Genomic DNA, 25938 nt, shown 5'->3' on the forward strand with positions numbered 1-25938 from the left:
GCTCTGATGGGATGCTACAGCTTTTGGAAGAAATAACATCCTAATGGAGTTAAATGATTTTATTTGTTCAACTATTTCATGTATAGAACATCCCACTAGCGGAGGCGGACCGTTTTGACTCCTGAGGAATCAGCACCCTCTGAAGATCCACTTTTGCCAAGTGCACTTCTTGGCAAAAGTTAGCTGAAGAGCGTGCCCCTAGGAAAGCAAAGCGGTCCGTCGCAGCGGTAGCCTTACACTTTACCTTCTATTCTTGTCGAGGGAGTTAACAAAGGAACGATCAACTCCTGTTTCTCTGAAAATGAAACTACTTTTTAAGGTGCGAAAGTTTGTTACCAATAAGTAAACATAAAATCACAAATAGGAGCTTGTACATTTTATTATGGAAATTTTTGTAAAATACTTCTTCTTAGTTAACATCACCTTCCCTCCCCAAATTTTTCATGTATTCATATCGAATGAAAAAGTTATATCCAACAAATAATAATAAAAACATTTAATCATTGATTATAGCCATGAGTTTATTAATCAGAATTTAGAGGTGTTAAATGAAGAAAAAAATACAACATACCGTCACTTACTTCCTGCTAACTGTTTGTTTTTTCTTATTAGCCCAAGATCCAATACATGCAAAAGATAGATTTGATTATGAAAAAGATGGAGATATTTTTTGGGATGCTAAAACAGAGGAAAAAGTGATCGCTCTGACATTTGATGATGGTCCTCACTCAATTTATACTCCAGCTGTTCTGGATATTTTAGCGGATTACGAGGCAAAAGCTACTTTTTTTGTACTCGGTGCTCATGCAGAAAAATTTCCAGATATTCTTTACCGGCAATTTTCAGAAGGACATGAAATTGGTAATCATACTTATGATCACACTACAAAGTTATCTAGACTAAGACAAGAAATGAAGGAAACCTCAAATATCATATACGCCATTACAGGAAACCGGCCCAAGCTTTTTCGGCCCGTTGGCGGTGAATATAATAATGCAATTGTTGATAAAGCGAAAAAGAATCAACTATCCGTTGTTTTATGGTCCTGGGATCAGGATACAAAAGATTGGAGTGACGTAGACTATCAATCGATTGCTGATGATGTCATTAACAATGTATCTCCAGGAGATGTTGTTCTTTTCCATGATGCAGGTGGTAATAGGGAAGAAACCGTGAAGGCACTTCCGCTTATTCTTGATTATCTAACAGAGCATGGATACGAAACCGTGACACTTTCTGAAATGAAAGAACTGGATGAAAAATAAAGCTGTACAATCCAAATACCGACTCCCTATCTTTGTAACAAGTTTGCTTGCTCTTTTTATTCTATATAAAAGTAACGTAACTTACAGCCCATTTCCGAAAATGAAAATTTGCAATAAAAGAAGAACATTATCATTTTTTAATTTGTTTTATCCCTTCTTTGTAAAAAACGGCTTATTTCGATTATATTCAAAGCTATTGATAGTCAATGGCATGTATTTGATACGCATCCCCTCTCATCATGAATAATCACGCTATTTCCCGTTTTATGCTTTTTGACGTTATTTCTGCATGTGTTAGTCTTATATAGGTAAGTAAAAAATCCACTCAGGAGGTGAAAGCATTAATACAAACACTACAAATGACGGGACATTAACGATTGAAAAAGAAACCGATTTTTATTTTCGCGCACCTGCAAAGGATGACGGAGCAGCTGTTTGGGAACTAATCAAAGATACGAAAGTACTTGATCTCAATTCTTCTTACAGTTACTTAATGTGGTGTGATATCTTTTCAGAAACTTCCATCGTTGCAGAAAAAAACGGAGAAACGCTTGGATTTATTTCCGGGTATAAAAATCCGAATAATTCGAATAAACTATTTATCTGGCAAGTTGCTGTAGATGCTTCTGCTCGAGGTAACGGATTAGCAACGAAAATGCTGCGCCAATTATTAAAGCGTGAAACTTGTAAAGATATTCATTATGTGGAAGCAACCGTTTCCCCATCTAATCGACCTTCCCAATCTCTATTTAAAGGTCTCGCTAAAAAGCTGGATACGGATTGCCATATCAGCGACTGCTACGTAACAGAAGATTTTCCGGATCAAGAGGAAGAACACGAAGATGAGTTACTATTTACGATTGGACCGATTACGACAGAAAATAAATAATCAAAGGATGATTTCATTGACAACGGCAACATTAAATGATGCGAAAATGAAAACGTTTGAAAATTTAGAGTCAGAAGTAAGAAGTTACAGCAGAGGCTGGCCGACTGTTTTTGAAAAATCGAAAGGCTATAAGCTGTGGGATACAGATGGAAAAGAATATGTTGATTTCTTCGCAGGTGCAGGCACATTGAATTATGGCCACAACAATGATGCGATGCAGGAGAAATTAATTGAATATATTAAAAATGATGGTGTGATTCACAGCCTTGATATGGCTACAATTCCAAGACAAGATTTTCTGGAGCGTTTTAATGAGGTTATTCTCAAGCCGCGAAATCTGGATTATAAAATCATGTTCCCTGGCCCTACTGGCACAAATACAGTTGAAAGCGCATTGAAAATTGCCAGAAAGATAACTGGCCGGGAAACGGTTATCAGCTTTACCAACGCATTTCACGGAATGACGATTGGTTCGTTGTCCGTGACTGGAAACTCCTTCAAACGTCATGGTGCCGGTATACCATTGCACCACGCTGTTTCAATGCCATTTGATAACTATGTGGAGGACCATGATTCGATTGCTTATTTGGATCGCTTTTTAGAAGATAGCGGAAGCGGTGTTGCACTTCCTGCTGCAATTATTCTGGAAACGGTACAAGGAGAAGGCGGAATAAATGCTGCACGTATGGAATGGCTGAAAAAAGTGGAAGAACTATGCAGACGCTGGGATATCCTTTTGATTGTAGATGATGTACAGGCTGGAAATGGACGGACTGGCACCTTCTTCAGCTTTGAACCGGCAGAAATTAAACCGGATGTGGTCTGCCTGTCTAAATCCATCGGAGGCATCGGTCTGCCGATGGCGATTACGCTAATCAAATCAGAATATGACCAATGGGGTCCTGGCGAGCATAACGGAACTTTCCGCGGCAACAATATGGCCTTTATCGCAGCAACCGAAGCGCTGAAAAATTGGGAGAATGATGAATTTGCTCATGCTATACAAGAAAAAGGCGCATTTTTAAAATCAGAAATCAATCGACTCATTGACCAATATCCAGAATTAAACGGAGAAGCTAAAGGCAGAGGTCTCATGCAAGGTATCTCCATCGACAAAGAAGGTTTGGCAGAAGACATTTGTGCAGAAGCGTTTCATCGCGGCTTGATTGTAGAAACTTCCGGCCCTGACGATGAAGTAGTAAAATTCCTGCCGCCATTGATTATAGATCAAGAAGGATTGGAAAAGGGATTAAAGATTCTGGAAGATAGTATAAAACATGTACTAAAACAATAAATATAAAAGAAATACCGTTTGCTGAGAGGAGAATAAATCAATGATTGTAAAATCACTGGAAAATTTACTTGGAACAGAAGCGGAAACAAAATCCGAAAATTGGGAAAGCCGCCGTTTTATTCTAAATAAAGATGGTGTAGGTTTTAGCATGAATGACACTATCATCAAAGCAGGAACAGATAATTTCTTCTGGTATAAAAACCATATTGAAGCAGTTTACTGCATCGAAGGCGAAGGAGAAATTGAAAAAATCGCAACGGGGGACGTGTATCAGATTAAGCCCGGAACAATGTATCTTTTAGACGAAAACGATAAACACCGTCTTCGCGCTCGTACGCAAATGCGCATGGTGTGTGTGTTCAATCCTCCTTTAGTTGGAACTGAAACGCATAATGAAGAAGGGTATTACCCGCTTTTAACAGAATAGGTTAACTTGATAAACACCTGATAAGAGATCTCTCTCGTATCAGGTGTTTGTTTTACTTATGAATAAGAGTAATTCATCGCCAGATATCTTACGTTTTTCCTTTGCCAAAAAACATGGATATCATTTATTTAGTGATCTCTTCCAACCCCAAATGCAGCAGCGGATAATGTCTTCCCTGCCCGTCTTGTTCGGACTCTCCAATCACTTGAAAGCGATGCTTGAAATAAAAAGCGGCAGCGGATGTATTATCCTTATTTACATCTACGAATTTAATATCGTCTTCTTGTATTAGTTTATTTAAAATACTGCTGCCAAACCCCTTTCCTATTTGATCCGGGTGTAAAAACAGCATCTCCAAACTCGTATCGTTCACACCGGAAAATCCAATCATTTTCTCATCTTGATCCCACAATTTTATATCTAAATATGGAAAATAAGCAGGAATTTCTGTTTTCATTTCTTCTCTGTCTTTAGACTTCAAAAAATCATGTGTTGCTAAAACGGATTGCTCCCATAATTGAACCAGGGCAGCATAATCTTCCCTATTCGCCTTTCTCCACTGCATTCTTTCTACCCCCCCAAAAATCGAATAAAAACATGATCTCTCATAGCATATCATAGCAGCAACTTCTGTCTCGATTCTATATTCATTTTCTTACGATACGCTCATACATAATAATTTTTAATCATAGCAAAGACCCTCAGCAGACATTCATGCTCAGGGTCTTTATAATCCAGGCTTCCTATGGTTTTTGTTAATGTTTTCTTTCACTTTCTGAATCGTTCTTTGATTTCGTCTTTCGTTTCTCATCTTTAATTTCTATTTTTAAATCCTCCAAGGGAACATCATCTACAAATAATTGTTCCTCATGTTCATCAAAATGCGGTCTTTTCTCTTTACTCGTGTTGGTGTTTTCATTCGTGTTGGGATTCTCGTTCGTGTTGGAGTTCTCGCCCTTGGAAGAACGCTTGTCTTTATTGGACATTCTAACTCACCTCACAGTCATTTTACTTTTCTTATTCCTTTTTTACGGTCTTATTAAACATCATTATTCGAAAATTGTTGCTTGAACAAAATTTTGCAACCAATCCGCATAATAGCCACAAGAAATGTTGTTTTTCGATTGTAAAAAGGAATAAGTATCGTAAATCGGTTAAAAATACAGTTGTGTCCGTGCAGGTTTTCTTAGGCAGCTTAGAACGAAAGCGATATTGCAGAGTCGCCGTTACATGGCAGTTCGAGTGCACCGGCTTTCAACCTGTCTGGACAAGACAATGACAGACCAGTTCATTGTCTATACAGTATAAAAGGAGTGTTTCAAATGGGCAGAGATGAGCATAAGCAACGAAAAAATAATTTTTTAGGACAAACGCCAAAAAATCAGAAAACAGACGGCATTGATGTCGAGTTTGCTGATGAATTTGCTGACGCAGAAGATAGAGAAGCTCAAGCAAGAAGCCAAGCTGCTGATAAACGGGCACATGACAAATAACTTATAGACGAAAGGAGTTCCTTGCTTGAAAGGACTCCTTTCGTTCTGCCCTCTCCTTTCCTTCAATTTCAATGAACACAGAATTATCTAAGAACACAGTTCATTCAACCTGGCAAGAGTTTGGTTTCTATATTCCTGCTTCCTTTTGTATATTTTCGTTGCATACAGGAGAGATTATGTATAGGAGGGGTTGCTCTATGGAACATGGATTTTTATCTATTGAAGCGTTTAATACGCAGATTCAACAGTGGAACGGAAGAACCGTTCAGATTACAAAGCATGAAATAAACGACATCGATCAAACAGTAATCCATCTGCAAAGCATATCCTACGACCAAAATACACGCAGAATTGATGATTATGTACCAAAACATAGTTTACTCTTACATGGAGATGGTCAAATAGAAGCACTGCCGACAATGAGCGATACGCCGCTTCCATCATCTCATTATGAAATTCCTTTAGAAGATGATTCGCTATTTGAATTTAATGGACAAAAGTTTTTCATCTCCACCAATCGCGGCGTTTATAAGATAGAATTGGTGTAAAATGCAAGAAGGAAAAGTACTTTTTACAAGTTTATATAACATCCTTATAGAATGAAAACATACAGGAGTCGTTCGTTTTATGAACAGCTCCTGTATGTTTTTTTACATAAAACTTCCGAAAAATGAATTGTTATGTATACAGCGCAAACTATGAAACTCGTATTCCAAATCTTACAAAATAAGAAAGCATCTGCTACAATAAAGTTAATCAGATGACAGTATCGTACTTTACTCGAAGTGATTTTCGATATCAGCTGAAATACCAGCTATTAATCAGACAGAATTTTGCATTGTAAAGAAGGAAATGGTTCATACAAAGGAAGGAAAATGAATGGTACATAAACAAACAAAACGACCTATCGTGCTTGTTGCCTTGATATTATCTATGTTTATGGCAGCAATTGAAGGAACCATCATCGCCACCGCTATGCCTAACATTGTATCCGATCTGGGTGGATTCACATTATATAGCTGGGTCTTTTCCAGTTTTCTATTAATGCAGGCAGTCACTACGATGGTATATGGCAAATTAGCCGACTTATTCGGGCGCAAACCAATCTTTGTCATCGGTGTCATTATATTTTTAATAGGTTCCTTATTATGCGGGTTAGCAGAAAGCATGACTGCCCTCGTCGTGTTTCGGCTTATCCAGGGACTTGGAGCCGGTGCTATACATCCGATAGTAACTACGATCGTTGGTGATATGTATCGTTTAGAAGAACGAGCTAAGGTACAGGGATACTTAGCAAGTGTCTGGGGCATTTCCTCTGTTGCAGGCCCACTTTTAGGAGGAATGATCGTTCAATACGTGGACTGGGCTTGGATTTTCTGGATGAATATCCCGCTTGGTCTTATTGGATTGGCCGGTGTTGTTCTGTTCTTTCATGAAAAAGTGGATAAAGAACAGAAAACCATTGATTACCTTGGGGCAAGTTTCTCTTTCATAGCCATATCTGCGTTGATTATCGTATTTGTACAGGCAGGCACAAATTGGGCTTGGCTCTCACCGGAAACGCTCGGGCTGCTCAGCCTCTTTGTCATTGGTATTTCCTTGTTTATTTGGCAGGAGAAAAGGTGCGCTGCACCGATGATGCCTTTATCCTTATGGAAGAACAAATTAATGGTCATTGCCAATATCGCTACCTTGCTCTCTGGGATGATTATTTTGGGTTTAAGCAGCTTTCTTCCTACTTATGTGCAGGGAGTCATGGGCGAATCAGCGATTGTGGCGGGCTTCACTTTAAGTACCTTATCTATCGGCTGGCCCATCGCATCAACACTCGCGGGACATCTGGTATTACGGATCGGCTTTCGAAAAACAGCCTTTCTTGGCGGCATCGCTTTATTCGCCGGTACGTTTTTCTTTTTCCTGCTTGATGCTGATAAAGGACCGATTTATGCTGGTTTTAGCTCATTTGTCGTTGGAATAGGGATGGGACTGACATCAACCACGTTTATTGTCGCGATACAAAATAGTGTATCCTGGGAAGCAAGAGGTTCCGCTACCTCTTTAAATATGTTTATGCGTATTATTGGCAGCGCAATTGGTACTGCACTGCTCGGCGGTATTCTGAATCTGCGCCTGCAGCAATATTATCAGCAGCAGGCAATAGAGGATATGCCAAATACAGATGCCGTCTTAAATGAAGGGATAAGAGAGACCCTCTCACCAGAAACACTTGCTTTGATGCAGGATGGATTAACACATGCATTTCATACCGTGTTCTTTTGCTTGTTTTTAATTGGTACACTGACTTTTGTTATATTGTGGTTTTTCCCAAAAGATATGCTATCCAAAGAACCGTAAGGAAACCGGACAAATTCTGCCCGGTTTCCTTATTTTAATCAATAATTCTTGAAGCTCCCTCTTCTGAAGGCTGCTCATTAATTATGTTGTTCGTTCTAACGCCAACACTGGATAAGATCACAATTACAAATACTAATGCGAATCCGATAATAACATATCCTAGTATCTTATATCCTCTGGTTGGACTTTTTACAATCAGATAGCATCCTAAAATGAAGATAGCCAATAAAATGAACCATAACATCGTATAACAGCTCCTGCCCACTGATTCCATTTACTCTCATACTAACATACAGAATAATAATAAAAAATATTTCGATTATTATACTTGATTCTATTTATTACAATCTCTTCGCTATAATTGCTTTCAAATACTAACTGCTATTTCCGAGTTTTAAAAGCATTCATTCCTGCTGTATAAGCCAGAAGAATATCACGAAATTGTCGAAATTTTTTGTCCTGTTGTACTTGAATGGTTCCTTCTTATGCCTCATCATTATAAGTGAGGATACATTTATCTTATAAAAGAGGTGATGAATGATGGTGTAAATTGGAATAAAACGGTAACTTTTGATAATAACAACAGTTATCCATTTCGTTTTCACTTTTAAACTTTCTAAAACGTTTGAATGCTAGTTCACGCAAAGTACCAGACGGAACCGGGATGAAAGGAGTTCGTGCTTATGGCACAGAAAAAATGGTTTAACTTACAAACAGAACAAGTGGAATCGGAGCTAGGGACAAATAGAAACCATGGATTAGATAAAGAACAAATAGAACAACGTAAACAGAAATGGGGAACAAATGAATTACCAGAACCAGATAAGGATCCAAAATGGTTAAAATTTTTACGCCAATTTAATGATACATTAATTTATGTTTTATTAATTGCAGCTGTCCTTACGGTTGTTTTACAACATTATGCAGATACAATTGTCATATTACTGGTTGTTCTCATTAATGCTGTTATCGGCTATTTCCAAGAAAACAAAGCCGAGAAAGCATTGGAAGGCATTAAAAAGATGCTCTCGCTTGAGTCTACAGTTATTCGTGACGGGGAGCGCAAGGAAGTCGCTTCAAGCGATCTCGTGCCGGGCGATATCGTGTTATTGTCTCCTGGAGATAAAATTCCCGCAGATTTACGGTTAACTGCCACCAGCCGGCTGACAATAGAAGAATCCCCTCTTACTGGAGAATCGACATCCGTCGAAAAAAATACAGAAACCCTGGCGGAAGATACGGTTCTTGGCGACCGGTTAAATATGGCTTTTTCCGGTACAGCGGTTGTATCCGGTTCTGGACAAGGGATTGTTGCAGCAACTGGAGCAAATACGGAAATCGGTAAAATCAATCAGTCGATTGCAGAAGTGGAAGAATTAAAAACACCTTTACTAAAACAAACAGCACATTTCGGAAAAATGATATCCATCGCTATTGTCAGCATTGCAGCTTTATTGTTTGTTTTTGCAGCAATTTTCTATGACTATCCCATCGGAGAGCTGTTGCTTTACGTTATCAGCTTAATTGTTGCCGCTATCCCGGAAGGTTTACCTGCTATTCTTTCCATTATTCTTTCATTAGGTATGCAGATTATGGCCAGAAACAAGGCCATTATGCGTAATTTACCGTCTGTAGAAACACTCGGAGCAGTAACTGTCATTTGTTCGGATAAGACAGGAACGCTGACCAAAAATGAAATGACCGTCCAATCCATTGAACTATCTGACAGACGCTTAGATATTACAGGGACAGGATATGCACCAGAAGGAAAAATCCTTGAAAATAACCAAGAAGTAAATATTGCAGGAGATCAAGAATTACAAATGTTTTTAAGCAATGTATTAACGGTAAACGATGCCTATTTGCGAAAAGATGACGAGGAAGAATGGACAATCAGCGGTGAACCGACAGAAGGCTGTCTGGTCACACTGGCAGAAAAAGCAAATCAGGATATAGACCGGCTTCCCATCCTCTCTAAAATTCCTTTTGATTCCAGCTATAAATATATGGCAGGACTTGTGGAAAAAGACGGAAAGAAAATCATTTATGTCAAAGGAGCCCCAGACCGGCTATTTGATATGGCAGACCTGGCAGAAGGTTCCGAGGAACGTAATCTTTGGGAAGCTAAAATGCTCGCACGCTCCAGCAATGGCGAAAGGATCATCGGAGCTGCGTATAAATATGTAGCAGCCGATAAAATGGAAATCGATCATGAAGATATTTGTGAAGGGTTGAACATAATTGGTTTAGCAGGCATTCTCGATCCTCCAAGAGAAGAAGCCATTGAAGCGGTGAAAGTTTGTAAAAAAGCGGGCATCCAGGTGAAAATGATTACAGGCGATCACAAGGCGACAGCGCTTGCTATTGCCAAACAAATGGGCATTACCGAACAACACAATGTTCTCGAGGGGCGCGAACTGGACCAAATGTCGGAAGAAGAAATGCAGACCGCAACCCAACACGTAGATGTTTTCGCCCGTACCAGTCCAGAAAACAAATTACAGCTGGTAACCGCTATGCAGGAAAATGGAGAAATTACCGCAATGACAGGTGACGGGGTTAATGATGCTCCTGCTTTAAAACGCGCAGACATTGGTGTTTCCATGGGCATCAAAGGAACCGAAGTCTCCAAAGAAGCTTCCGAAATGGTGCTGGTCGATGATAATTTTAATACCATTGTCAATGCCGTGAAGGAAGGAAGGCGTGTTTACGATAATTTGAAGAAAACGATCCTGTTTATCCTGCCAACCAATGGCGCGGAAGCATTTTTGATTGTTTCTGCTTTAATCGTCGGAATGAACATGCCGCTATCCCCGATTCAAGTCCTTTATGTAAATATGGTGACAGCAGTAACCGTTTCTTTCGCATTAGCATTTGAAAAACTGGAACCTGGAGCAATGGAGCGGCCGCCGCGTCCGTCGAATGCCAAACTGCTTAGTCCCTACTATATTTTCCGGATTATTTTAGTATCCTTACTGGTCGGCGGAGCGATTATGACCATGAATGTAACCCTGCTCGGTGATCCGGAACACTATACGCACGAACAGGTTACAACAATTACGCTGCATTCTATTGTCATTGCACAGGTTTTCCATCTATTTAATGTCCGGAACGAACGGCATTTTGCATTTAATAAAGATTTCTTCTCCAACAAGATTGCTTTTATGCTTGCAGGCGTACTGATTGTTCTTCAATTAATGGTAACGTATATTCCATTCTTAAGGAATGTATTTGATTTATATCCTATCGAGGCGCAATACTGGATATATCCTTTTCTCATTGGATTAATGACCTTTATCATTATTGAAATCGAGAAGTATATTACCCGGAAGATTTCTGCCAAAGCAGCGCTAAACAAAGAAAAGGCAAAAGAATAAGATAGAAAAGACAAGGATCACCTTCCTTGTCTTTTTAAACGTTATTAGTGTTATTGTCATCAGATACTGCAATTATGCAAAAGAAGCAGAAAATTCCCTCCCTGTCTCACTCTGACAGTTCTTTTTTGCTTGTTATTTCCATTCCTTCCAATGCCTGCGTAGCTAACCGATCCGCTTCTCGATTTTTCTTACGCGAAATGTGCATGTACTCTGGGGTCACTCCTAATTGATTCACTTTATTTTCAATTCGTTCTGCCCATTTTGTTAATTCTTCCTCATAACACGGCCATTCTCCCATTAACTGATTTACGACAACCTGGGAGTCACCATAAAAAGAAACAGGCAGATGATGGACACCCAACCTTTCCAATTCCATCAGTGCCAAGTGCAATGCAGCGTATTCCGCTTCATTATTCGAACAAAGCTCTTCCACCAGTGCATTTTTCCGCAAGCGGTAAAAGGTATTATTCTGCTGATAGTAGATGGCGCATCCCAAACCGGAATGGCTTGTTTCACGCTCAAATCCCCCATCAAAATAAACAGTTACATTATGCGGATCGGTTTGAATCTCCTCCATCTGCTTACGTAATTCTTTTAAACTCCACGTATGCTCCTGAAAATCGAAGAATATTATATTTTTCATACGTCCCGTTTTCTTGAAATCTTCAACAATGGCTAATGCTTTTGACGCGTCCATCTCTTCAGAAGTAAAAGTTGCAGCAATCCCTTTTGGTGTCTGATAAGTGCATTCTATTCGTACTTTCATCATTTTGCCTCCGGTTTATATGTTGGGAAACGAAAAGGTGCTTCCTATCTTCATAGTATTCCCTTCCCCCTGTGTTTATCCAATAATCCGAATCCAGCACATGAAATCAGCTGCCTGAGCGGGCCGCACTTTTTAAATAATAAGCTTCCAATAAAAAAAGATACTCAGAAAAACGATAATAAGCCAACCTGCCATTGCCGGAATTCCTGTACGAAATAAATCACCTTGGCTGTAATAACCGTATGCATACGTAATTAAATGCACCGGAGATTGTGTGATGAATAAAAATCCTGGAATGCCGACTAAATAAACAGCCATGGCCACTTCCAAAGAACTGAACATTGCTATTTGTTCCCCCAAAATCAAAGCAAGCGGCAAAGCAATTGTTAAAAACCCCAGCACATTTACAAATAATAATCTTGCCAGAGCGATAAGTATACATAAACCGGCGATGACTGCAACTGGATGAACATGTGCAAAAATTCCTGTTATCCAGGCTGCAAATTGATTCATTGCTCCAGTATCAATCAGCACATTAGATAACATTAAAGTGGATCCAAAAAACAGCATCATGTCCCAATCAATTGCCGTTCTTGCTTTATCCCAGTCCATCACTCCTATATAGGGGAGAACAGATAACGCGGCTCCCAACATTCCGACAAGCGGAATGGAATATCCATGCCATGCATGCGTCAGCCATAATATAAGTGTAAAGGCAATAATAAATGCCATCTTTATTTCTTGTTTACTCCATTTACCTAGCATTTGTTTTTTGGAATATACCAACTTCCTGACCATGTGCTGGTCAACATTCCCCATTGGAAATATGATTTGGAACAAAATCCAAAGCATGAACACAAACAACAACATTGGAAAACTGAAATAAATAAGCCAATGAATATAGTTCATCTCACCAGAAACAGAGGAAAACATCCCGAACGCATAGATAGTGGAACTGGCACCAGTAGGAACAAACGCAGCTGAAATGGGACTAATATACGCCGTTCCGATAAAAAATGATTTCCCTAAATTTGCTGTTTGCTGTATTTCGCTTAATTTTTTTACTAAGTCATCCAGAATATCGCTGGTTAATTTGCCTTTTCCGATATTGGACGGTATAAATACAGTCAGTACAAACATCATGATAAAGGATAACAAAAGCAGTAATCTGCTGGATCCTTTAGCAAGGTTTAAAATAGAAAGAGCTACTCTTCCTGCTAAACCAGTACGAACAAATGCATGTGCCAGTATAAATGTGGAAAATAATAACCAGACCAAACTAGAACCCAAGTAACTTAGCACCTCATCATATGAGGTGAAATGAAAAGACAGCAGCAATATTAATAAAATGGAACTGAAAGCTAAGGGGAACACCCTCCCTATCCATAGAATCTGGATAATCAAAAGTGTTCCCACTGCTTTTATTTCAAGACCCCAATCTGCACCAAAAATGAAAAATATAATATAAAGTAATGCAGAAACAGCCAACAAGATGTTCTTTTTCATTTCATCCCTCCTCATCAAGAAAGGACATCTTCATTTTATGCATTTTTGTTTTTACGTTTTTGTATCCAGCTGATAACGAAAGGATAGCAAATGGACAGAATCGTCATAACTACCAAAAAGATAGTGATTGGTGATGCAACTAATACATTAAACACATTATCGTAGGAAACGACACTTTTTCTAAAGTTCTGTTCCATATCCGCACCCACGATGACTGCAAGAATTAATGGAGCAATTGGAAACTTCAGCAATTTCATCATGACACCTATTAATCCAAAGATAACTAATATATAGAAATCAATGATACTGTAACTTAATGTATAGGTACCGATAAAAGCCAGCACCAATATCAACGGATAAAGAATTTTTGGAGGTGTATCCAAAATCTTTACTAGTAATCCAATTAAAAGAATATTGATTAACACTAGAAATAGGTTGCCGATAAACATACTGTTCACTAATGTCCATACCGTTTCCGGGTTGTTTTCAAACAGAAGCGGCCCAGGCTGTAATCCCAGCATGATTAAAGCCCCTAAAATAACTGCTGTCGTTCCAGACCCAGGAATACCCATCGTCAGAAGCGGGATAAATGTCCCAACAGAAGCAGCATTGTTGGACGATTCAGGAGCTGCCAGACCTTCTATAGCTCCCTTACCAAATTTTTCAGGATGCTTAGACAACTGTTGTTCCGTTGTATAACTGAGCATAGCCGCAATCGAGCCGCCTGCACCTGGAAGAACACCAATCACAAATCCAATCGGTCCCTGCCTCAACATTGGCCATTTCGTCTGGTTCCAATCATCCTTTGATATGCCTTTCTTTCCAACTTTACTTTTTTGCTTTTTAATTTTATCAATATTTATGAGATTATAAAGTACTTCCCCTACCGCATAAATCCCGATAATTACAACTAGAAAATCGATCCCTTCACTCAGCTGCGGTACATCAAATGTAAAACGATGTACACCTGTTTGCAAATCGATTCCAATCGTACTTAAAAGCAATCCGATACTCATCGAAATAAACCCTTTCACCATATTCCCTCTGGAAAGAGATACAATTGCCGACAGCGTAAATACAAACAAGAGAAAATATTCTGCCGGTCCAAAATTAAGAGCAAAGGATGCTAACGGCTTCGCAAGTAAGATAAAACCTATAATGGCAATCGTCCCGCCAATCAGAGAAGCAATTGCCGAAATGGTCAATGCCTTTCCTGCCTCGCCTTTTTGTGACATTGGGTAGCCGTCGAATGTAGCGGCAATAGCCGAACCATCCCCCGGTGTATTAAGTAAAATCGAGCTTCTAGAACCACCATACATAGCCCCGTAGTAAATCGCTGCCATAAGTACTAATGCACTTGTCGGATCCATACCGAAAGTGATCGGAATTAACACAGCTACTGCTGTAGCCGGTCCTAATCCAGGAAGCATACCAACTACCGTTCCTAAAAATCCGCCGATTAAAACCCATAAAAGATTCATAGGCTGCAATGCTGTGGTCAGCCCTTCCATAAAACTTTGAAAATCCACCCCCATAATACATACTCCTTTCTATGGTAAGCTTACATTTAGTAATTCTGAGAATGAATACCAAGATACAACAGAAAATATCACGGCAATCACTATGTTTTTTATCCATGGTTTTGTTCCATTTATGACAAATAATAGCCCTGTTAAAAATAGCATTGTGGAAATTAAAAAACCTATTCTTTCAAATAGGAATGTATATATAAAAATTAAAACCAATGTAGATATAATTAAAAACGGAGCTCTTCCAGTAAATAATTCCTTCAATTGGTCAAATTTCTCTCCCCGTTGTTTCCACTCCTGAATAAAATAAATAATACTGAAAAGAAACAGAAATCCTCCGATTAAAAGCGGAAAATACAGCGGTCCATTTTCATCACCAACTCGTGCTCTTGTGAGATTAAATGTCAAAATAAGATAAATAATGCTAAGCACTAAAAAAAATAAAGGCGTAATTAACCTAGCCACATTCAACCCTCCTGAACTTTCTATATCCGGGATGAATCGATTATGCGAGATTCATCCCGATAGAGTATTTATTCTATTAAACCTGCTTCTGTCATTAACTCATCGAATCTTTCCGTCTGCTCAGCTAAAAATTCCTGTGACTCCTGGCTGTCATGGTAATAAGGTTCCCACTCATTATTAGCCATGACTTCTTGCCAAGCTTCTGTTTCCGTCATTTCAGCAATGGTCTCATCCCAATAGGCAATTTCTTCTTCCGTCATATCTGGCGGCCCCATAACGCCTCTCCAGTGAGGAAACACCATGTCTACTCCCTGCTCCTGCCATGTACCGACTTCTTCCAAGCCTTCCAATCTTTCTTCGGAACTTACCGCAACCATGTTGATTTCTCCAGCCTGATGCTGTTCTTTCGATTCAGAAACGGACATCGTTGCCACATCCACATGACCGCCTAACAGCGCTGTCAATACATCTCCGCCGCTTTCATAGACCAGAAATTCTACTTGCGAAACATCCACGCCAAATTCTTGCGCAGCTTGTACAAAGGATAGATGATCACTATTTCCTAAGCTCGGGCCAACACCAATTTTTAACGATGTCGGATCTTCTTTCAACTGCTCCATCACTTCTTCTCCAGTTTCATATTCAGAATCCGGCGGAACAGCTACAGAAACCCACTCCGTACTCAAAATAGCCAATGGTGTAAAGTCTTCATAAGTCAGTTCACTTTGTCCCAGAAGATTGTTAGCGATAAGCAAACTGGAATTAATGGAAACCGTATGTCCATCTTGTCCCGACAAGTATTGCCAGCCTACTTCTCCCCCGCCGCCAGGTTTATTCGATACATTAATATTTTCTTCAATAATTCCTTCATCACCTAAGATTTTCTGCATCGCTCGTGCAGTGGCATCCCATCCACCGCCTGGCGTAGCAGGAGCTACAAATTCAATATTTCCATTTGGAAAATTTCCTTCAGCCTCACTGTTATCTGAAGAACAACCTGCGACTACAATCAATGCAATAAGAATGAATAATCCCAGATATTTTTTCATTCATATTCCCCCCTCATTTATTTAAATAAATTGTAAGGTGAAAGCGATTTAATGTAAACGTTTTCAAACTAAATGAAATAAAGTATTTAAACCATGTTTTGTACATTGTGTTCATGATCCGGATTCTTGTAAAAAGTATCTTCTCTGCGGACGCCCAATGATGCCATACTCCTGCTCCACCTTTACCACGCCTTCAGAAACCAGATATTCCAAATAGCGGCGGGCAGTTACTCGTGATGACCCTATCGATTCACCCATTTCTTCTGCTGACAGGGACTTACCGGCATTCTCCATGATGCGCTTTACCTTTTGTAAAGTGATCCAATCTATTCCTTTAGGTAAATCGGCTTCCTCCGTTTGTTTATTCGACGATGGAAACAGCAGTTCATCCACTGTGTCCTGATCAATATAGTCTGTCTGTTGCAATACATCTTTTTGTTTTTTGTATTCTTGTATGACTGTTGTAAAACGTTCCAAACTTACCGGCTTAATCAAATAGTTTGAAATCCCTTTGCGCATGCATTGTTCCAATAATTCTTTCTCCTTTGCTGCTGTTATAATCATAATATCTACAGCAGGATGCACTTCCCTTAATTTGGGGATTAATTCTGTCCCCAAATAATCCGGCAAGTAAATGTCAAGCAATATTAAATCCGGCTTCTGTTCTTGTGTCAGCGAGAGCGTCTGCTCACCAGTCAATGTTTTGCCCGCGACTTGCACCCCTTCCATTTTTCCAAGAAATTCCTCATGAATATTGGCAATTCTGAAATCATCTTCTGCAATGATAATCTGAATCATTTTCAAGATCTCCTTTTTGAACATCCTCTTTTATTATTATTTAGGAATGTAAACCGTTATTGTCGTTCCATGACCACCTGTATCTATCTCCATACTTCCGTGCAGCTTATTGAGGGCTGCCTTTACGTTATACAAACCAAAACCTCTTTTTTCATCATAATTAACTTTTGTAGAATATCCTGCTTGAAAAACTCTTTCCTTCTCTTCTTCCTTCATACCGCTGCCGTTATCCGACACTTCAAAAATAATATCCTCTCCAATATCCATCGCAGAAAAACGCACGGATGGCTCAGGTGCAGCTATGACTGCCTCCAAAGCATTATCTATTACATTACCAATGATGGTAATCAGCTCCACTGCTTGAATATGGGAAGGTAATGAACAAAGGTAGCTGGCTTCATCAATAATAAATTCAATTTTTTTCTCGGAAGCCCTGCCTATTTTTCCAATTAAAATTGCCTGGATATTTTTATCTTCTATTTGATTGAAGATACTTCGGTTATTTTTATCCATCTGATTCATTTCTTGATCAATCAATTCGATGACTTGTTCATTGTTTCCCAACTGCAGCATCCCATAGATAAGGTGCATCTTATTCGAATGCTCATGGTTCTGCGCTCGTAAATCATCTGAGTACTTTTTTACCTCGGAAAGAGTATGAATCATTTCTGTAATTTCAGTTCTATCCCGGATAGTCGCAACCAAACCTGTAAATTCCCCTTGCGCAAACATAGGTACTAAGTTTACAATCAGTGATTTATTATGTAAATACACTTCCTGGTTCAGCTGTTCATCTTTGGTTTCATAGACTTGGCTATATTCCAGACTGGGAAGCAGGTCACGGATAGGTTGGTGTAAATATGCATCCGTTACATCTAATAGGTTCTGTGCAGACGTATTAATCAGCATAATCTTGAAATCCTTATCAACAGCAACAACCCCTTCATTCAATGAAGAAAGCAGCGTATCATGTCTGCTGTATAACGCAGCAATTTCCCGAGGCTCGTATCCGAACGTTTCCTTACGAATATGCCGCGCCAATAAATATCCCAAAATAATACCGATGGCAATAACAGCAACGGAAATATAAAGAATGAATTTTATTCTATCAAATATTAAAGTATATAAATCCGCTTTCAAATAACCAATCGTCGTTACACCTAAGACAGTGCCCGTCTCTGATAAAATAGGAGCGATACCTACAATGGACGGACCGATAAATTCATCGGACTCCATATTATAATACCCGCCAAAAACCCGCGCTTTAAAACCATCATTAAATGGCTTTATCTCGCCCAGCTGGTCAGGATCCGGGTGGGTTAAGATACGTCCTTCTTTATTTTGAATAATAATAAAATCCGCCTCATTTTCTATACTGAACTGTTCTGTCAAAAATTGCAGTGAATTATCATTTTCCTCCTCTTCCAGCGCTTCAGTCACCGAGGGCAAAAGAGACACTGTTCTTGCAGTTTGCATACTCAGCCGATGCTTTTCCGAAATAATTTGCTCAACGGTCGAATAGGCATAGAAAGCTGACAAAATCAAAATAAGCACAAGAATAACACCTAATAATAATCCGGTAATTTTAATTTGCAAGGAAACATTAAATAATCGATGAAGCATATCTATCACCTAATTTTCTGTAAATAATAACAAACAAGGATTCAGCAAGCAGAGTTCATTAGTCAGTTTACACGAATATTTCTGGAACATCAATCCACGCAAGACCTGTGAACAGCACATTACACTCCCTAACACAAATAACTTCTCAGTAAATGTTCTTGTCATCTTACCATTACTCTGATATTATAATGAGTGATTACTCACTTTTAAATGAAAGGTGTTTTGTTTTATGATGCGATTAGCCAACATGACTAAGAACTTTGGAAAACAAACGGTTCTGCAAGATGTATCCATAGATATTAGCACCAATCAAATTACCGGATTGATTGGTCCATCGGGTACAGGGAAAACCACATTGATTAAATGCTTGATGGGAATGGAAAAATACGACACCGGCTCTATCCGAATCGATGATACAACGGTTCCCAATCGTAAACTTCTAAATAACATCGGCTATATGGCGCAAAGTGATTCGCTATACCATGATTTAACCGGTCTGGAAAACATTCAATTTTTTGCTCATATGTATGGGAAGAAGGTTTCCAATAAGGCAGTCCAATCAGCTCTGAATCTCGTCCAGCTTGAACAGGATAAAAAGAAATTGGTAGCGTACTATTCTGGCGGGATGAAACGCCGCTTGTCACTTGCAATTGCTTTGATTAATCAGCCTGCGTATTTGGTTTTAGATGAGCCGACGGTCGGGATTGACCCTGTACTCAAATTAAGTATCTGGGATCGGCTGCATGATTTAAAAAAAGACAGCACGCTGTTAATTACGACGCACATTATGGATGAGGCCATGAAATGCGATCAGCTGCTGTTAATGAAAAATAAAGGAATCGCAGCGAATGGTACCCCGCAGGAAATATTGGAGAAGTTTGACGTCAGCAATATTGACCAAGTCTTTTTAAAATTGGAGGAACAAGCATATGCGGATGCTGCAGCTGATTAAACGGATTTGTAAACAGGTCCTTCGTGATAAACGTACTCTAGCATTGTTATTTCTAGCCCCTATTTTTGTCATTACGTTGCTGAATTATATTTTTCCTGATCCGGATGATGAAGTAACCATTGCAGCAGTTAATGTTAGCGATGAAGTCATTGATATTTTAGAAGACAATGATATTATCGTGAAGCAAGAAAACGAGGTCGATATAAAACCTTATTTGGAAGAAGGAAATGCCAGCGGTGTCCTTGAGGAATCAGACGGTGAATGGACATTGAGCCTTCTGAATGATAATCCAATGGATGAAGGATCTGCTATCCAGGGCAGTTCACAAGCTGTGATGGAAACGAACTTAAACGACCTTTCCGAAAATATCGATGACATGATAAGTCATATGGAAGATATGTCCACTGGTGTAGAAGAAATGATGGAGCAGCTTCCTCCTGAAATTGCTCAAACTATAGATATGGATATAGATACGAACATCCAAACAGATATGAACTCCGAACTGGATATGGATGAAGATACGCTAAACGTTGACTATATCTATGGCGATGAAAGCTATACTTTTTTTGACATTTTAAATCCGATTTTAATTAGTTTCTTTGTCTTCTTTTTCGTTTTTCTGATTGCCGGCATGTCGATGCTGAAGGAAAGAAGCAGCGGTACTCTGGAGAAATTACTGTCCACGCCGATTCGAAAATCTGAAATTGTCTTCGGTTATTTATTCGGATACGGGATTTTTGCGATGCTGCAGACAGCTGTGATTATCTTGTATTCCGTGTACATTTTAGACATGGAAATCGCCGGTTCCATTACCAATATGTTTATTATTAATATGTTATTAAGCTTGGTTGCCCTTGGTCTTGGCCTTTTATTATCTACCTTTGTCAGCAGCGAGTTCCAGATGATTCAATTTATCCCGCTCGTCATTATTCCACAGATATTCTTCTCTGGAATGCTGAATGTAGATACCATGGAAACCTGGCTGCAGTGGATTGCACCGATTATGCCGTTGTACTATGCAGGAAATGCAATGATTGATGTGGTCTTAAAAGGGTTTACACTTGAGGAGATGATGATTCCCTTAGCTGTTTTGGTTTTATTTATTGTTGTTTTTGTAACGCTGAATATTTTGGGGATGCGGCGGTATCGGAAGGTGTGAATGAATAAGATAGCTGCTTTATTGTGTAGAATTTAATGTGAATTCTATTTGGATTTCAAATATTTATCGGCAAACGCTTTCTACGTATTCGCGGGAAAGCGTTTTTTAATAGAATTAGACCTATTACAAATAAATTATCTGTTAAATCTTCTCGTTCAACGCTCATTTTATTCGTTTTCGTTTTGATCGGGATGGCAATATATTTATAACATCAATTTCTTCTTCTTTGTTATAAACTTTATAAAAAATGATATAATTTAACATACGATGATGACTTTTTCCATATGTAAGGCAACGCAACCCTTTAAAGGCTCCCTGCTCAACCATCTTTCCGGCGTATGGAAAAGAAGATAACAGCTAATCAATATCATCAATCATGTTATCTTCTTTAGAATACCACCATTCAAGCACATCTTGTCCTTGTTCTGCAACATACGCTAAATTGTAAATCTATTAAGAAATTTCATTTAATAATATTCTATGAAATTATACAATAGGCTCTTCGTTTTCTGTAAACTTATAAAAATAAGGTGCAATGATTAAGAAAAGAAGTATGATGAATAATCCAATAATAATCATATTTAATGTGGAGAGCTTAACAAATAAATTAAACAGAAAGATAATTGTCATCGGTATAAATCCGAAAAGGCTGGTATTAAACCTGCTTTCTTTGGTTAGAAATTGTTTCTTACCGCATACTGGACATTTTTGCTTCCATGGTAAAATAATCTCCCGTAATTTAAAATGATGCTGGCAATTCCAACAATAAGGAAGTTTCATTTTGAATTCATCTCCCTTCCTTTACAACATTTTCCTTTATGATTCCACAAAAGCGTGCTTCTTCTTGTAATCTGCTATCAATAAACAGATCAACAGAAAGAAAGGGATAACCCATAAGTGCGCTCCATTTAGATAGATCCCTAATATCATAAGTACAACCGCAATAACCGGCGCCATGATATAAAAAGGTTTCGCATTGTACAGCCATCCATATGGAAAAAAGTGTGCGCCTGTGATGATGGCAAAAAATAATACCACATTTTCCGGGCTGCTTATCATACTAAAAAAGATAATGGGAAAATAAATAAGCTGAGCAACATTGAAGATGAAACCTAAATTGCCAAGCGGATTCCTCTTCAACTGCCAATCGGCTTTTATCACGACAGATATTCCAATAGATAAAGGAAACATAATTCCCGTAGAAATCAGCATAAAGATATTTTTCTGCTGTATATCCACAGGAAGTAAAAATATAACAGTAACAATAGACCAAATAACAATTGCCGCTAATAAAAATCCGATTCCATTTTTTGCTTTAATGTATGTTTCATTTCTAATTTCATGCAACTCCAAAAATTTCTCCTCTTTTCTAAATCGGTTTTAATTTTTACTACCTCCATTTTAATACCGGTGTTATCGCATTCAATCACTCGATTCATGACGCTTTTTTCTAAAGAAATTAAATGCAATTAACAAAATAATACCTGTAATTATCAAGGGAATGGAAAAAGATGCAAAGAAATCAGATACGTCCAAAGGCCCCCATCTCTGATTGAATGCAAAACCTAAGGCAAATACCCATATCCCTATAAACGATAATACTTTACCAGTTCAGCTGGATTTTTGAAAAAACATGGATGACTCCTTTCTTATTACTTATTATTTGAATCATAAAATGATCCTTTCGAACCTACTAAATATGATTGTACCAAACTTTTCTAAATAATCGTAGAAAAAATAAATATCAACTTAAAATCTAAATTGTCCCCGCTATTCAGATGAATAGCGGGGACAATTTAACACTTCCAGCATCGTTTATTTTCTTTTTATCATTTTAGAAATAACCCATATTCCCCCGCCTAAAAGAAGAGACATCCACCAAGAAAAGTGAATGGAGGGTCCAATTTCAGGCATCCATACACTGAGTAAAATAATGATGCCCATACCTGCTGCAGCTGCTGCTCCTACCTTCACGGAATCTTTCCATTCTGCGTGATTCTCTTTAAAGACCGACTGATGGATGACCTTAAAAATATATCGTGCGATTCCCATTATCAGGGCACCTATACATATAACTGTAATGAGCATGGAAAAAATATTGATTTGATCATTTACTTCGGTAAACAGAGGCAGCACCAGTAATACCACACCTCGAATAATCAAAATATACACGACAATTTGCACAAGAAACTGGTTGGTCATAAAGGCAAACCATGACCTCTTTTTTTCTCTGGGAAGCTGTTCAATTAACTGATCAGCATAATGTTTAGGGTCTCCTCCAAATATTTCATTTGCTGTCTTCCCATCTTGCTGTCCTTCCAGCAAATGGTCCAGCAATTCCAGCAATATCTCTTCTGTATGCACCTCTGACACTTGCCAATTTGTCCGAAGATACAGCAGAAGGTCTGAATAATATTTTTCATTTTCTTCGGTTAATTGTTTTCGCTTTTGATTGTTCTCTTCAATCATCTGCTTTGCGTTCATTGATTTTCCTCCTTGGAAAAAATGCATTATTTATAAATATTTAGGATTGAATGATTACATCTTTACTTCCAGCGTTTACATGAAATTATCATAACAACTGAACTGAATTTGGAAGAATATATGCATTTAAATACTCTATCAACAGTTATTTCTGCGTACGTATCACTTCAACCGCTTATTTTTACTTACTTTTTTCCAACTTCGACAATATCCAAAAGTAAATACCGATACCTCCAAAAGAGATAATGGTGCTCAGGGTAAGTTGTGTTTCATATTGCAGTGATGTTATATGAAGAAAATAATTCGGCAATGTGAACATTCCTATTATAACGATTAGAATCCATGATTTTGCCCAAATGGATATCCCTATTATAAAAAGTGCTGTAATGATACCAACAGCTAGACTTCTAGCACTTCCAAAATGAATGACAGGTGTCTCGATAACTTGATTCAGATAAATTAAACCAACAAACAGCACCATTGGCAGTACTGCTATGCCTGCAATTACAATTCCTTGTTTTTTGATGAAATGTTGACCTGTAGAAATATATTTCGCACCAGGAAAAAGCGTAGCAATAAATACAGCAACAATCACAATATGTCCGACGATCTCTAAGATAGAATAGGAAAGATTTCCTTCTGCTAAATCAAGGAAAATCGTAAATGAAAACGAACCAAAAATAATGATGCAAATGTATTGAAACCACGTTCTGTAGTCAACAGTCATTTCATTCGAAATCATTTCCATATATTCTTTTGGTGATTGACCAATAATTTTCTCAACAGATTTTCCATTTTTTTCGGCTTCTGATAAATGAGTTTCCAACTCTTTAACGATATCTTCTACTTCGTCCGCATTTTTTCCGCTCCAAAATAAGTACGCACGTAAGTTTTCCAAGAAATCTTGGCTTTTTTTAGAAAGCTCAAATTGATTATTCAACCTGCTCATCTCCTTTTATAACCTCATTATCCGTCTCATAATCCAACACACTGTTCACCGTGTTCTGCAGTGCCCCCCAGCGCTCAATGAAATTTTTTAATTCCTGCTCCCCTTTCCCAGTCAGAGCGTAATATTTTCTTTTTGGCCCTGCAGTAGATTTTTTTAACGTTGAAGTTACTAATTCTTCTTTTTGCATTCGCATCAATAATGGATAAATCGTTCCTTCGCTAAAAGAATCAAACCCATAATCACCCAGCTTTTCAGCCAACTCATATCCATAAACTTCTTTATTTTTTATAATTGCCAGCAAACAGCCATCAATGATTCCCTTCAGCATTTGTGTTGAGGACATATTTTCTCCCCTCCTTTTTACAGTAACTTGCATTACAAGGTATATGGATAAAAAAATATCTTGTATTACATGGTAATATTGTGTTCAGTATACCTTTATTTATCTTGTAATGCAAGGTAAATTTCCTTAATAATAGCATACATTCAACCGATAATCCGGCATATTTTCGTTATATATTCATCGATGACATTGTTTGGAGACTGACCTGAGGCTATTTCATGAAAAGAATCCATATGGGTTACCTTTTAACCATTATGGATTCTTTTCATGACCTGATCCTACAGATTGCTCAGCCGGAATCACTTACGAGCCAAGCACATAATACCGCTGATAAGTAAAAAGATGCCTGGAAAGATACCAATTCCTACTGTGAAAATGGTTCCCAAAACGGAGGTAATAATGAGTATGATACCAGCAATTTTAGGCCGCTTATTTCCTTTAATCAAAACCATTGCCACAATACTTAATACAATCGCAAGAATGGAGGTAATGACAAGAGCCCATCCGCCAGTTCCCATTCCTTCCATAACCATATTCAAATCCTCAAAACTGGCCTGGGGAGTTTCCTCTACTGCGTCTTGAAGGAGGCCTTCATTATTTTGCAGAAACAACATAAACCCGCCTAAAGCAGTAACCAGTCCATATACTAAAATTCCAATAATGCCTAATACAATTTCACCAGTTCTTTTCATAAATTATCCTCCTCTCTATTGACCTGTGATGGCACGTTTATTGAATATTCCCCTTGAAGCCGCTATAAAAACTACAAAATAAACAAGCAGCGCCATGCTGGAAAATGGTAACGTCCTCCCTTCCAACCAAGGAGCGTGAACCTGCTCGACATCTCCTTACTTTCCATTTATTTTCCGATTTCGAATAATACCATAAACAGCTAAAGTCAATGTAAACAAACACAATACCATTAAAGCAATAGAAGCTGTTTGGTCATCACTATAAAGACGATATGCAGAAAATCCATTTCCCAATGTATTGATAAATAAGGCAGCAATAATCAGCGGATGTATCTTTACTTTTTTCATGGCTAATTACTCCCTGTTTCAAAATGTCATTTGGATGCTTCATAAGCGTATTAAGAAAAACCGGGCAAACCCCGCCCGGTCCTTTTCTTTCTATCCAAATTAGAGAACATCTGATAATTTGTATTCCTGTCCATGGATGCCATTATAATATTCTGGATACATTTCTCCTCCGCAA

27 protein-coding genes are annotated in these 25938 nt (G+C 38.4%); 10 read left to right on the plus strand and 17 right to left on the minus strand.

The window, feature by feature from the left end; genetic code table 11:
- Window positions 1-548 precede the first annotated feature (548 nt).
- The 4 genes from ACFQ19_RS19085 to ACFQ19_RS19100 all read left to right on the plus strand — a co-directional run bounded on the left by ACFQ19_RS19085 (window position 549) and on the right by ACFQ19_RS19100 (window position 3875).
- Window positions 549-1265 carry a polysaccharide deacetylase family protein gene (locus ACFQ19_RS19085; RefSeq protein ID WP_379594307.1) on the plus strand — a complete coding sequence of 239 codons (717 nt, stop codon included), beginning with the start codon at window positions 549-551 and terminating at the stop codon, window positions 1263-1265.
- A gap of 445 nt (window positions 1266-1710) precedes the next feature.
- On the plus strand, window positions 1711-2154 hold the full coding sequence (gene ectA, locus ACFQ19_RS19090; RefSeq protein WP_379594354.1) for a diaminobutyrate acetyltransferase: 444 nt from the start codon (window positions 1711-1713) through the stop codon (window positions 2152-2154).
- A 46-nt stretch (window positions 2155-2200) separates the two neighbouring features.
- The gene (gene ectB, locus ACFQ19_RS19095; protein WP_379594356.1) at window positions 2201-3448 is read left to right on the plus strand and encodes a diaminobutyrate--2-oxoglutarate transaminase; all 1248 of its coding nucleotides are present in this window, start codon (window positions 2201-2203) and stop codon (window positions 3446-3448) included.
- A 40-nt stretch (window positions 3449-3488) separates the two neighbouring features.
- On the plus strand, window positions 3489-3875 hold the full coding sequence (locus ACFQ19_RS19100; RefSeq protein ID WP_379594308.1) for an ectoine synthase: 387 nt from the start codon (window positions 3489-3491) through the stop codon (window positions 3873-3875).
- 124 nt (window positions 3876-3999) lie between these two features.
- On the opposite strand, the gene ACFQ19_RS19105 is transcribed toward ACFQ19_RS19100, so the two are convergent.
- The gene (locus ACFQ19_RS19105; RefSeq protein WP_379594310.1) at window positions 4000-4440 is read right to left on the minus strand and encodes a GNAT family N-acetyltransferase; all 441 of its coding nucleotides are present in this window, start codon (window positions 4438-4440) and stop codon (window positions 4000-4002) included.
- Between the two features lie 190 nt (window positions 4441-4630).
- On the minus strand, window positions 4631-4861 hold the full coding sequence (locus tag ACFQ19_RS19110) for a hypothetical protein (RefSeq protein WP_379594312.1): 231 nt from the start codon (window positions 4859-4861) through the stop codon (window positions 4631-4633).
- Window positions 4862-5197: 336 nt separating this feature from the next.
- Between ACFQ19_RS19110 and ACFQ19_RS19115 the strand changes: the two genes are divergently transcribed.
- The 3 genes from ACFQ19_RS19115 (at window position 5198) to ACFQ19_RS19125 (ending at window position 7723) form a co-directional block, all read left to right on the plus strand.
- Window positions 5198-5368, plus strand: coding sequence for a YfhD family protein (locus ACFQ19_RS19115; RefSeq protein WP_379594314.1), 171 nt, complete (start codon window positions 5198-5200; stop codon window positions 5366-5368).
- Window positions 5369-5565: 197 nt separating this feature from the next.
- Window positions 5566-5916, plus strand: a complete 351-nt coding sequence (locus ACFQ19_RS19120; RefSeq protein ID WP_379594316.1) for a hypothetical protein — start codon at window positions 5566-5568, stop codon at window positions 5914-5916.
- A 331-nt stretch (window positions 5917-6247) separates the two neighbouring features.
- A complete protein-coding gene (locus ACFQ19_RS19125; protein WP_379594318.1) occupies window positions 6248-7723 on the plus strand; it encodes an MDR family MFS transporter in 1476 nt (491 codons plus the stop codon).
- A 34-nt stretch (window positions 7724-7757) separates the two neighbouring features.
- Here the strand turns inward: ACFQ19_RS19125 and ACFQ19_RS19130 are convergent, their stop codons facing one another.
- Window positions 7758-7967: a hypothetical protein gene (locus ACFQ19_RS19130; RefSeq protein ID WP_379594320.1), complete on the minus strand. Its 210-nt coding sequence runs from the start codon at window positions 7965-7967 to the stop codon at window positions 7758-7760.
- 439 nt (window positions 7968-8406) lie between these two features.
- Between ACFQ19_RS19130 and ACFQ19_RS19135 the strand changes: the two genes are divergently transcribed.
- Window positions 8407-11100 carry a cation-transporting P-type ATPase gene (locus tag ACFQ19_RS19135; RefSeq protein WP_379594322.1) on the plus strand — a complete coding sequence of 898 codons (2694 nt, stop codon included), beginning with the start codon at window positions 8407-8409 and terminating at the stop codon, window positions 11098-11100.
- Window positions 11101-11206: 106 nt separating this feature from the next.
- On the opposite strand, the gene ACFQ19_RS19140 is transcribed toward ACFQ19_RS19135, so the two are convergent.
- The 7 genes from ACFQ19_RS19140 to ACFQ19_RS19170 all read right to left on the minus strand — a co-directional run bounded on the left by ACFQ19_RS19140 (window position 11207) and on the right by ACFQ19_RS19170 (window position 18836).
- Window positions 11207-11866: a ribonuclease H family protein gene (locus ACFQ19_RS19140; RefSeq protein ID WP_379594324.1), complete on the minus strand. Its 660-nt coding sequence runs from the start codon at window positions 11864-11866 to the stop codon at window positions 11207-11209.
- A gap of 132 nt (window positions 11867-11998) precedes the next feature.
- Entirely contained in the window at window positions 11999-13372 is a 1374-nt protein-coding gene (locus ACFQ19_RS19145) for an SLC13 family permease (protein ID WP_379594326.1), read from the minus strand.
- Between the two features lie 35 nt (window positions 13373-13407).
- Window positions 13408-14907 carry a tripartite tricarboxylate transporter permease gene (locus ACFQ19_RS19150; RefSeq protein ID WP_379594328.1) on the minus strand — a complete coding sequence of 500 codons (1500 nt, stop codon included), beginning with the start codon at window positions 14905-14907 and terminating at the stop codon, window positions 13408-13410.
- A 15-nt stretch (window positions 14908-14922) separates the two neighbouring features.
- A complete protein-coding gene (locus tag ACFQ19_RS19155; protein WP_379594330.1) occupies window positions 14923-15366 on the minus strand; it encodes a tripartite tricarboxylate transporter TctB family protein in 444 nt (147 codons plus the stop codon).
- Between the two features lie 68 nt (window positions 15367-15434).
- Window positions 15435-16415, minus strand: a complete 981-nt coding sequence (locus tag ACFQ19_RS19160) for a tripartite tricarboxylate transporter substrate binding protein (RefSeq protein ID WP_379594332.1) — start codon at window positions 16413-16415, stop codon at window positions 15435-15437.
- Between the two features lie 111 nt (window positions 16416-16526).
- On the minus strand, window positions 16527-17213 hold the full coding sequence (locus ACFQ19_RS19165; RefSeq protein ID WP_379594334.1) for a response regulator: 687 nt from the start codon (window positions 17211-17213) through the stop codon (window positions 16527-16529).
- 36 nt (window positions 17214-17249) lie between these two features.
- Window positions 17250-18836, minus strand: a complete 1587-nt coding sequence (locus ACFQ19_RS19170; RefSeq protein WP_379594336.1) for an ATP-binding protein — start codon at window positions 18834-18836, stop codon at window positions 17250-17252.
- A gap of 229 nt (window positions 18837-19065) precedes the next feature.
- Here ACFQ19_RS19170 and ACFQ19_RS19175 point away from each other — a divergent pair, with 229 nt between their 5' ends.
- Together ACFQ19_RS19175 and ACFQ19_RS19180 are read left to right on the plus strand one after the other, a co-directional pair.
- A complete protein-coding gene (locus tag ACFQ19_RS19175) occupies window positions 19066-19788 on the plus strand; it encodes an ABC transporter ATP-binding protein (protein WP_379594338.1) in 723 nt (240 codons plus the stop codon).
- Window positions 19766-20947: an ABC transporter permease gene (locus ACFQ19_RS19180; RefSeq protein ID WP_379594340.1), complete on the plus strand. Its 1182-nt coding sequence runs from the start codon at window positions 19766-19768 to the stop codon at window positions 20945-20947. The genes ACFQ19_RS19175 and ACFQ19_RS19180 overlap by 23 nt, the downstream gene beginning before the upstream one ends.
- Before the next feature lie 486 nt (window positions 20948-21433).
- On the opposite strand, the gene ACFQ19_RS19185 is transcribed toward ACFQ19_RS19180, so the two are convergent.
- The 7 genes from ACFQ19_RS19185 to ACFQ19_RS19215 form a co-directional block, all read right to left on the minus strand.
- The gene (locus tag ACFQ19_RS19185) at window positions 21434-21727 is read right to left on the minus strand and encodes a TIGR04104 family putative zinc finger protein (RefSeq protein ID WP_379594341.1); all 294 of its coding nucleotides are present in this window, start codon (window positions 21725-21727) and stop codon (window positions 21434-21436) included.
- A gap of 36 nt (window positions 21728-21763) precedes the next feature.
- Window positions 21764-22300: a DUF7010 family protein gene (locus tag ACFQ19_RS19190; RefSeq protein WP_379594343.1), complete on the minus strand. Its 537-nt coding sequence runs from the start codon at window positions 22298-22300 to the stop codon at window positions 21764-21766.
- Window positions 22301-22762: 462 nt separating this feature from the next.
- On the minus strand, window positions 22763-23431 hold the full coding sequence (locus ACFQ19_RS19195) for a DUF1129 family protein (protein ID WP_379594345.1): 669 nt from the start codon (window positions 23429-23431) through the stop codon (window positions 22763-22765).
- A 181-nt stretch (window positions 23432-23612) separates the two neighbouring features.
- Complete coding sequence (locus ACFQ19_RS19200) at window positions 23613-24371, minus strand: HAAS domain-containing protein (RefSeq protein ID WP_379594346.1); 759 nt, start codon at window positions 24369-24371, stop codon at window positions 23613-23615.
- Entirely contained in the window at window positions 24364-24723 is a 360-nt protein-coding gene (locus tag ACFQ19_RS19205; protein WP_379594348.1) for a PadR family transcriptional regulator, read from the minus strand. Before ACFQ19_RS19205 ends, ACFQ19_RS19200 begins: the two co-directional genes overlap by 8 nt.
- Window positions 24724-25022: 299 nt before the next feature.
- Entirely contained in the window at window positions 25023-25415 is a 393-nt protein-coding gene (locus tag ACFQ19_RS19210; RefSeq protein ID WP_379594350.1) for a DUF4064 domain-containing protein, read from the minus strand.
- 156 nt (window positions 25416-25571) lie between these two features.
- Complete coding sequence (locus ACFQ19_RS19215; RefSeq protein ID WP_379594352.1) at window positions 25572-25763, minus strand: hypothetical protein; 192 nt, start codon at window positions 25761-25763, stop codon at window positions 25572-25574.
- Between the last annotated feature and the right edge of the window lie 175 nt (window positions 25764-25938).

The sequence above is a fragment of the Oceanobacillus locisalsi genome (assembly GCF_042675985.1).
In the GTDB taxonomy this organism is placed as follows: Bacteria; Bacillota; Bacilli; order Bacillales; family Amphibacillaceae; genus Oceanobacillus; species Oceanobacillus locisalsi.